This window comes from Bacteroidia bacterium (genome assembly GCA_023228875.1).
Lineage (GTDB): Bacteria > Bacteroidota > Bacteroidia > NS11-12g > UBA955 > JALOAG01.
In genome coordinates, this window is the sequence record JALOAG010000036.1 from 1 (window position 1) to 7,607 (window position 7,607).

Annotated in this window: 9 protein-coding genes; 1 reads left to right on the plus strand and 8 read right to left on the minus strand. The window is 36.0% G+C overall.

Annotated features, from left to right (window positions below):
- From M0R38_12530 to M0R38_12565, 8 genes are all read right to left on the minus strand, one after another.
- Nucleotides 1-394: C-GCAxxG-C-C family protein (locus M0R38_12530; GenBank protein MCK9482560.1), on the minus strand; the 394-nt coding region annotated here is incomplete at its 3' end.
- A gap of 122 nt (nt 395-516) precedes the next feature.
- Nucleotides 517-1,422 (minus strand): substrate-binding domain-containing protein, encoded by a 906-nt coding sequence (locus M0R38_12535; GenBank protein ID MCK9482561.1) that lies wholly within the window; start codon nt 1,420-1,422, stop codon nt 517-519.
- A 38-nt stretch (nt 1,423-1,460) separates the two neighbouring features.
- Entirely contained in the window at nt 1,461-2,435 is a 975-nt protein-coding gene (locus M0R38_12540; GenBank protein ID MCK9482562.1) for an ABC transporter permease, read from the minus strand.
- A complete protein-coding gene (locus tag M0R38_12545) occupies nt 2,436-3,938 on the minus strand; it encodes a sugar ABC transporter ATP-binding protein (GenBank protein MCK9482563.1) in 1,503 nt (500 codons plus the stop codon).
- Nucleotides 3,939-3,949: 11 nt separating this feature from the next.
- Nucleotides 3,950-4,879 (minus strand): ribokinase, encoded by a 930-nt coding sequence (gene rbsK / locus M0R38_12550; protein ID MCK9482564.1) that lies wholly within the window; start codon nt 4,877-4,879, stop codon nt 3,950-3,952.
- Nucleotides 4,876-5,715 (minus strand): BtpA/SgcQ family protein, encoded by an 840-nt coding sequence (locus M0R38_12555; protein MCK9482565.1) that lies wholly within the window; start codon nt 5,713-5,715, stop codon nt 4,876-4,878. The genes rbsK and M0R38_12555 overlap by 4 nt, the downstream gene beginning before the upstream one ends.
- Before the next feature lie 18 nt (nt 5,716-5,733).
- The gene (gene rbsD, locus M0R38_12560) at nt 5,734-6,177 is read right to left on the minus strand and encodes a D-ribose pyranase (GenBank protein ID MCK9482566.1); all 444 of its coding nucleotides are present in this window, start codon (nt 6,175-6,177) and stop codon (nt 5,734-5,736) included.
- Nucleotides 6,178-6,229: 52 nt separating this feature from the next.
- Nucleotides 6,230-7,315 (minus strand): LacI family transcriptional regulator, encoded by a 1,086-nt coding sequence (locus M0R38_12565; protein ID MCK9482567.1) that lies wholly within the window; start codon nt 7,313-7,315, stop codon nt 6,230-6,232.
- Between the two features lie 143 nt (nt 7,316-7,458).
- Between M0R38_12565 and M0R38_12570 the strand changes: the two genes are divergently transcribed.
- Nucleotides 7,459-7,607: DNA-formamidopyrimidine glycosylase (locus M0R38_12570; protein MCK9482568.1), on the plus strand; the 149-nt coding region annotated here is incomplete at its 3' end.

Here is a 7,607-nt window from a genome sequence, read left to right on the forward strand (position 1 = left end):
TTGATTTAGTTAAATTCACTGCATCGATTATACACCCTTCACAACTGCGTAGCACAATATTGTTATCTAAACCTTTTAAATCTCTGCAGATTGAACTTTTATTTTTGTTTTTAAATTGAGTAATTAAAGATTGAGCTAAGGTGTAAGTGTACTCTTTACTGCTTCCTATCTTATCATAATCACTACTTAAATAGGATAAGATCAACAGTCCCCCACTGATAGCACCGCAAATCTCATCGTAAGAGCCCATCCCCCTTCCTAGAGCTTCACTTAGTTTATACAAAAGGGACTCTTTAACACCAACGTAGGGGGCAAATACAGAGGCAACTGCCTGAGCACAATTGAAGCCCCTTAATTGGAGTTCTAGGGCTTTTAAATCTAAATCTTCATCCATTAGCAATCCTCATACTCTAATAAAGCACATAAAATGATATTTAGGCAAACAAAAGAGATTCTTTTTATTTGATTTAGGGGAAACTCACCCCCAAATTTAAAAATTGGGGGTGAATAAAGGTTTTAAAGTGTATCTTTAGTAATAAGTTTTAAAGGAATATTTATAAGAGATTCAATCTTCTCTCCCTTTAAGAATTTTACACTGTTTTGTACAGCCATTTTCATTTGTAAAGCAGGTTGTTGTTGAACTGTTGCTGCCATCTCACCATTTTCAACAGCTTTAAGGGCATCATCAACTGCATCAACACCATAAACTTTAATCTTACCAGTTTTACCAGCAGCATCTATTGCTCTAACTGCACCTAGTGCCATTTCATCGTTGTGGGCATAAACTGCATCTAGATTTGGGTATCCTTGTAAGATATCCTCCATAACTGTTGCACCTTGCTCACGGTTGTAGTTTGCTGTCAAAGAGACAACAACATCAATGTTTGTCCCTTTGATTGTATCAACGAATCCACCCTTACGATCATTTGTTGAAGAGGCTCCAGGGATTCCCTCTAACATTGCAACTTTTCCTCTTCCATTAAGATCTTTAATCATTTGCTCTGCTACAAGTTGGCCAGCTTCTCTGTTATCAATATCCAAGTGTTGTTCAACTTTACCAAAAGAGGCTGCTCTAGTGACAGTTATAACAGGAATACCTGCCCTATTAGCTGCTTCTACCGATGTTCCTACTGCATCTGAGTCAACTGGGTTGAGAATCAACAAATCAACTTTCCGGTTAAGTAGATCCTCAATTTGGTTTGTTTGTAGCTCTGGGGAGTCTTGGGCATCAAGGGTAATTAAATTATACCCTTCAACCTTAGCCTGGGCATCTCCCCCCTCTTTCATAGTGACAAAGAAATCGTTTGCTAATGTTGAAACTGCAAAGCCTAGTGTTGGTGCTTTTTCCTCTTTGGCACCAGCAGCAAAAAGAGCTCCAGTCACTAGTGTGACAACAAGAAGTAGACATAAAATCTTTTTCATTTTTAACTCCTTACTTTCGGATTTTTCCGAACTAATATTTATTTCTTATTCCTTTGACGAATAAGGACAGCAACTAAAATAATTGTCCCTTTAACTATTTGTTGAAAAAAGGCACTAATTCCTAATTGATTCATACCGTTATTTATAATCCCAATTGTTAATGCTCCTATTAAAGTTCCAATAACGGTACCTATTCCTCCAGATAGAGATGCGCCTCCAAGAATCACAGCTGCTAAAACATCCATCTCCATCCCCTCATTTGCAATCGCCTGTGCGCTGAGAAGTTTACTTGTTGTGATAATTCCACCTAAGGCAGCTAGTGCTCCACTGACAATGAAGACCGAAATTTTATAGGGTTTTATTGGGATAGCTGAAAGTTTTGCTGCTTCTAGATTAGAACCGATAGATTTGTAATAGACTCCGTGCTTTGTTTTATGGAGCACGATATAGGCAATAATTACTAAAATTCCACACAAAATAGTTGAGACAGGAACTACACCTATATAGCCAGCACCTAGAAAAGCAAAGGAGCGCGGTAGATTGGAGACAGCTCTTCCGCTTGTCCAAACAAGGGCCATCCCTCGCACAATCCACATCATAGAAAGTGAAACAATAAATGAGGGGATTTTTCCATAGACAACCAACAATCCATTTGTTAAGCCTATGGTCATTCCAAATAGTAGTGCTACAGCTACACCGACAAAGACTGAATTTGTCCCTATCATAACAATTGCACTTGTAACTCCAGCAAAAGCAGCTACAGAGCCTACAGAGAGGTCAATTTCACCTGATAAGACAACGCTAAGCATACCCAATGAAACAATAAGAACAATAGAAACTTGTCTAGTAATGTTTAGCAGGTTATTCACTGATGCAAAAGATGTTGTTGAAAAGGAGAATGTTAATATCAGAACAACCATTATTATTAAAAGACCATGTTCACTTGATAAAGCAGAGCTAACTCTCTCCCGTTTTAAAATTGCTTTAGCTGTTTGTTTAATTTTATTCTCCATCTAATCTACTCCTAATGAAATTGACAATATTTTCTCCCCTGTGGTTTCTCTTGGATCAAATGGACCAGCGACACCAGTAGGGTGCAAAATCATGATTGAATCGCATATGTTTATTAGCTCTTGATATTCAGAAGAGAGGAGCAGTACAGAGGTTCCACTTTCAGCTAAAGTTCTAACATGTTCGTAGATTTCTTCTTTAGCACCAACATCAATTCCTCTGGTTGGCTCATCCATTATTATCAACTTGGGGTTTGTTAACAACCACTTCCCAATTACTAACTTTTGTTGATTACCTCCAGAAAGATTGCCGGCAAGCATCTTTAAATTTAGAGGTTGTAATCTTAGTTTTTCTCCCATTTCTAATGAATACTTTTCTATTCTAGGAGTGTCTAAAGTTCCAAATTTAGTTAAAGATTCATTAACATTTACTACCAGAAAGTTTGTTAAAATTGAGCTATTTAAAAATAGTCCTTCACTTTTACGATCTTCAGGAATAAAAGCTAATCCATACTTTTTAGCGTCTCGAGATGAGTTAATTTTTATTTGCTCTCCTTTTAATAGTATCTTTCCACTAATTTGGTGTCCTCCACCAAAAAGTGAGTGGGCCAATTCACTCTTTCCTGACCCAATAATCCCAGTAACACCAAATATTTGTCCTTTTTTTACTTCTAAAGAAATTTTGTTTTTCATTAATGTTGTTTGATAGTCATCAAGTTTTAACAAAGTAGGTACTGCTTCAAAATCTCTTTTCTCTTTTTTTATATTTGAGAAAATAACTTGCCCTATCATAGCTTTCACTAAGTCTGAGTGCTTAACCTTTTTAACATCGAAAGTGTCAATTAGCCTCCCATCTCTTAAGACAGTTGCCCTATCACAGATTCTAAAAACCTCTTCTAGATAGTGGCTAATGTAAATCATTGTTACTTTTTGCTTTCGTAGTAAGTCAAGAATTTCAAAAAGTGTATCAATCTCTTTTTGACTCATTCCAGTAGTTGGCTCATCCAATAAAAGTATTCTTGCATTTAGAACAAGCGCTTTAACAATTTCTATTATCCTTTTTTGTCCCATTCTTAAGTTTGAGACTTTCTCTTTAGGATTAATATCAATTTGGAACCTTTGAAGTTGTTGTTCACTTTTCTTGTATAATGCTTTTCGGTCATAAAACCCTTTTTTCAAAAATTGGCTCTCATTCCCTAAGTAAATATTTTCTCCTACACTCAAAGTTTCAATTAGACTGAGTTCTTGGTAAATTACACCAATACCCTCTTTTCTAGCTTCGACAGGGTTGTTAATTAAGATATTTTTATTATCAATTTCCATTGAGCCTGAATCAGCTTTGTGTACACCTGTGATTATTTTAATTAAAGTTGATTTACCTGCCCCATTTTCTCCTAACAGAGCATGGATTTCTCCCTCAACAAGGTTAAAATCAACTTTTTTAAGGGCGTGTACCCCTCCAAAGTGCTTATCAATTCCTTTTAGCTCTAAAACAGGTTTTTTCATTGAATTACCACCTATTTTTTACTTTTCTTATATAGCTGATTAACCTCATCTAAATTGGGTATTGAGGATTGAGCACCTTTTCTTGTGACACTTATAGCTGCAGCTGTTTGGGCAAACTCTATTGCATCTAAGAAAGCCCACCCTTTTGATAAGGCAGCAACAAAGCCTCCCAGAAAAACATCTCCGGCAGCTGTTGTATCAACCGGTTTTAAATCAACTACAGGCAATCGCTTAACAACATTTTGATCAATAGTTAAAACACCCATTTTTCCCATCGAAATCATTGGAGAAGCGAATCCATAATCTACAAGTGCTTTTAAAGCTAGTTCCCCACTCTCATAATCAACTACATCTATGTTGGTTATTGATTTAGCCTCAGTTTCATTTGGCTTAACAAAATCAACACTTCTAGCAATCTCCTTTGGAATAGGTTTTTGGGGAACAGGGGCAGGATCTAAAACTACAGTTTTGCCTAAAGATTTAGCCAACTTAATCGCTTCATAAGCTGTATCAACATTGATCTCTAAAGTAATTAACAAAATATCGCACTCTTCAAACACTTCTTTGTTTGATAATACATCTTGCGGAGTAAGTTGAGCATTTGCACCAGGGGTAAATAAAATTGAGTTTTGACCATTTTTATCAACCATTATCATTGCAATACCTGCTGTCCCACCTTTCAGTTGGATATTACGATCCATATTTACACCACTAGAGGACATAACAGCTGTTAGTTCTTCAGAAAAACTATCGGTCCCTAATTTTGTAAAATAGGTTACATCTGCTCCCAATTTTGAAGCTGCAACAGCTTGATTTCCCCCCTTTCCTCCAGGGAAAGTTTGAAAATTGTCGGTCACTAAGGTTTGTCCAGGAATTGGGATACTCTCTGCAAACATAACTAAATCCATGTTTACACTTCCCATGCAAACTATTTTTTTCATTTCAGGTTGCTCCTTAAAAGTTCAACTTCCTTCATAAATGTTCTTGTCCGCTCAAAATCAACTCTATTTTTCCATTGATTATCTTTTTTGAACCAAGAGCCCACTATTGCCCCATCAGAAACTCGAAGCAAAGATTGAACATTGTTTGTGTTTACTCCACTGCCTAAAATAACAGGCAACGTAACCTCTTTTTTAACCAACTCAACTTTTTCAGCTGTTGGTGGAGTTCCGGTTTCAAAGCCAGTTACTATTAAGACATCTCCCCCCTGTTGCTCTATATCTCGAGCCTGCTCCTCAATACTTCGATCGCTAATTATGAAGTGAGAACCGTGTTTAACATTGACATCACACATGCTAATTATCTGATGTGCCCCTAGATGAGATCTTTTAGTTGCAACTTCGGAACCTACTGCATCAACAAATCCAACTTGTGAAATATAGGAGTTACACCACTCAAAAACGCGTATCCATTGTGCTTGAGATGCAATTGCACTAACTAAAGCTTCTACTCCACCGTTCATATGGGCGTTAACACCAATTGGTATTTTTACATTTGAACGAACTTCATGGGCGGCGACCGCTAATGAGGCAACTGTTTCAAGAGGAATTTTTCCAGTTTTTGCATATGGGTAGTCCCAAATATTCTCAACTTGTATTCCATCTACCCCAGCATCCTCCAATATTTTTGCCTCTTCAATTGCTATTTTGAGAATTTCTTTCATACCTAAATCTTTTTGGTTATACAAAGGAGAACCAGGTAGAGGTCTTAAATGAACCATGCCAATTACTGGTTTAGGGTTTTCAAAAATAGTTTCTAACGGTTTAGATAATTGCATTGTCCTTTCCTTTTTAATTTAAAAATCAACTCCAGCTACTAATACAATGTAAGCGTATGGACTTCTCTCTCCAGTTCGGACAAAAGCTTTTACTTGCTCCCCTTCTAAAGCACCTGTTAACCACAAATCTTTAACAGGATAATGGTCCATTACTTTCTCTTTGATTTTGTTTCCTTTGTTATCGTATGAGTGGATAATGTCGGTGAATGTTTTGTAATGTTCTGGGTTAACCTCTTTTGTCTCTTTTGAGACAATGTAACTTTCGACAACCAACTCACTCATTACAGCAGCTAAAACTTCTTCTACTTTGGGTATTCCATCTGTAACTGCTAAATCAATAACTTCAGTTAAGTCATGAGCAGGGAATGGACAACCAACATCTCCAATTAAAATCATATCCCCATGCCCCATCTTTGCTACCATCTCTGATAATTTTCTGTTTTGAATTCCTGATCTTTTCATTTTGTACTCCTTAAATCTTTTATTTAATCGATTAAATGATAAAAAATAAAATCTACACTGTGTTTCTTTCAATCAAAAGCGAATCTAACATAATCTGCTTTCTACTCATCTGTTTTCCACTAGCTAATCTCTTTAACATTATAGTACCTGCCTCCTTACCCATATTTTCAGTTGAGTTATCTACAGTCGTCAAACCCCTTTCGATGAAGTTTGAAAAATATATATTATCGTACCCAGCTATCCCTAAATTTTTAGGGATTTCTAAAGAACGATGTTTTGCTGCCTCAATTGCACCCCATGCTGCAATATCGTTTCCTACAAAAAATGCAGGTTTAGTTGTTTTTAGATCAAGACTATCTAAAACTTTGTTCATAGACTCATATCCACTAGTGAAGTTAAATTCTCCCCTTACCACAATTATGTTGTTTTGCTTTATCCCCTTTTCAATTAAAGTATCAACAAATCCTGAATATCTTAAATCGGCGTTTGGCACAGATTTTGGACCAGCAATACAAACAAACTTTTCATACCCTTTATCAATAAAATGGTTAGCAATTAAAGCAGCTCCTTGATAGTTGTCAGTATAAACATATGCTGTATCGTTGATAGATTTATAAAATGCAGGACGGTCAACAATTATAAGGGGAATTGGGATTGTAGAATAAAAATCTTCTTCGCCCATCCTAGGGGCTATCATGATTAGACCATCAACCCCTCCCCCTTTCATAAAAGATTCAAATAATTTTTGTTCTTTTTTAATGTCATCTTCTGCGTTACAAACTATAAGTTGGTACTCATCATTGCTAACTATGGAGTCAATTCTTTTAATGATGTCACTAAAGAAAGGGTTAGTAATATCGGGGACAATAACACCAATTCTCATTGTCTTATTTACTTTTAGGCTTCGAGCAATAACATTGGGTTGATATCCCATCACTTCCATTTCGTGAAGAATTCTTTCTTTTAGATCTTCACGTACATACTTTGCCCCTGTAATCACATTTGAGATTGTAGCAGTTGATACACCAACTTTCTTTGCAACATCCTTAATAGTAACTCTCAAATCAGACTTTCTCCTTAAAAGTAACAACAACTGGCTAGTTAATCGATTTTCTGGCCCTCTAATCTCAGAATACACCACATTTTTAAATTGTCAAGCATTTATTTAATCGATTAAAGCAATTATTAAAATTGGGTAGTTAAATGATTAAAATAAAACCTATATTGTCATTTACAATATTTATACATACATTTAAGACATTGATGTGTGGGAGAAAATAGATGCCTGAGTTACCTGAAGTAGAGACTGTGGTTGGTGATTTAAACAAAGCAGATGTTGTTGGTAAGAAGATTTTGGATGTGACTGTTAATTGGCCAAAGAGCATTAGCAGCCATAGTCCCAAAGAGTTTAAAGATTATTTAATAGGAAA

Coding starts and splice junctions, on each gene's coding strand:
- M0R38_12535 (MCK9482561.1), bottom strand. CDS start 1,422: ATGAAAAAGATTTTATGTCTACTTCTTGTTGTCACACTAGTGACTGGA.
- M0R38_12540 (MCK9482562.1), bottom strand. CDS start 2,435: ATGGAGAATAAAATTAAACAAACAGCTAAAGCAATTTTAAAACGGGAG.
- M0R38_12545 (MCK9482563.1), bottom strand. CDS start 3,938: ATGAAAAAACCTGTTTTAGAGCTAAAAGGAATTGATAAGCACTTTGGA.
- rbsK (MCK9482564.1), bottom strand. CDS start 4,879: ATGAAAAAAATAGTTTGCATGGGAAGTGTAAACATGGATTTAGTTATG.
- M0R38_12555 (MCK9482565.1), bottom strand. CDS start 5,715: ATGCAATTATCTAAACCGTTAGAAACTATTTTTGAAAACCCTAAACCA.
- rbsD (MCK9482566.1), bottom strand. CDS start 6,177: ATGAAAAGATCAGGAATTCAAAACAGAAAATTATCAGAGATGGTAGCA.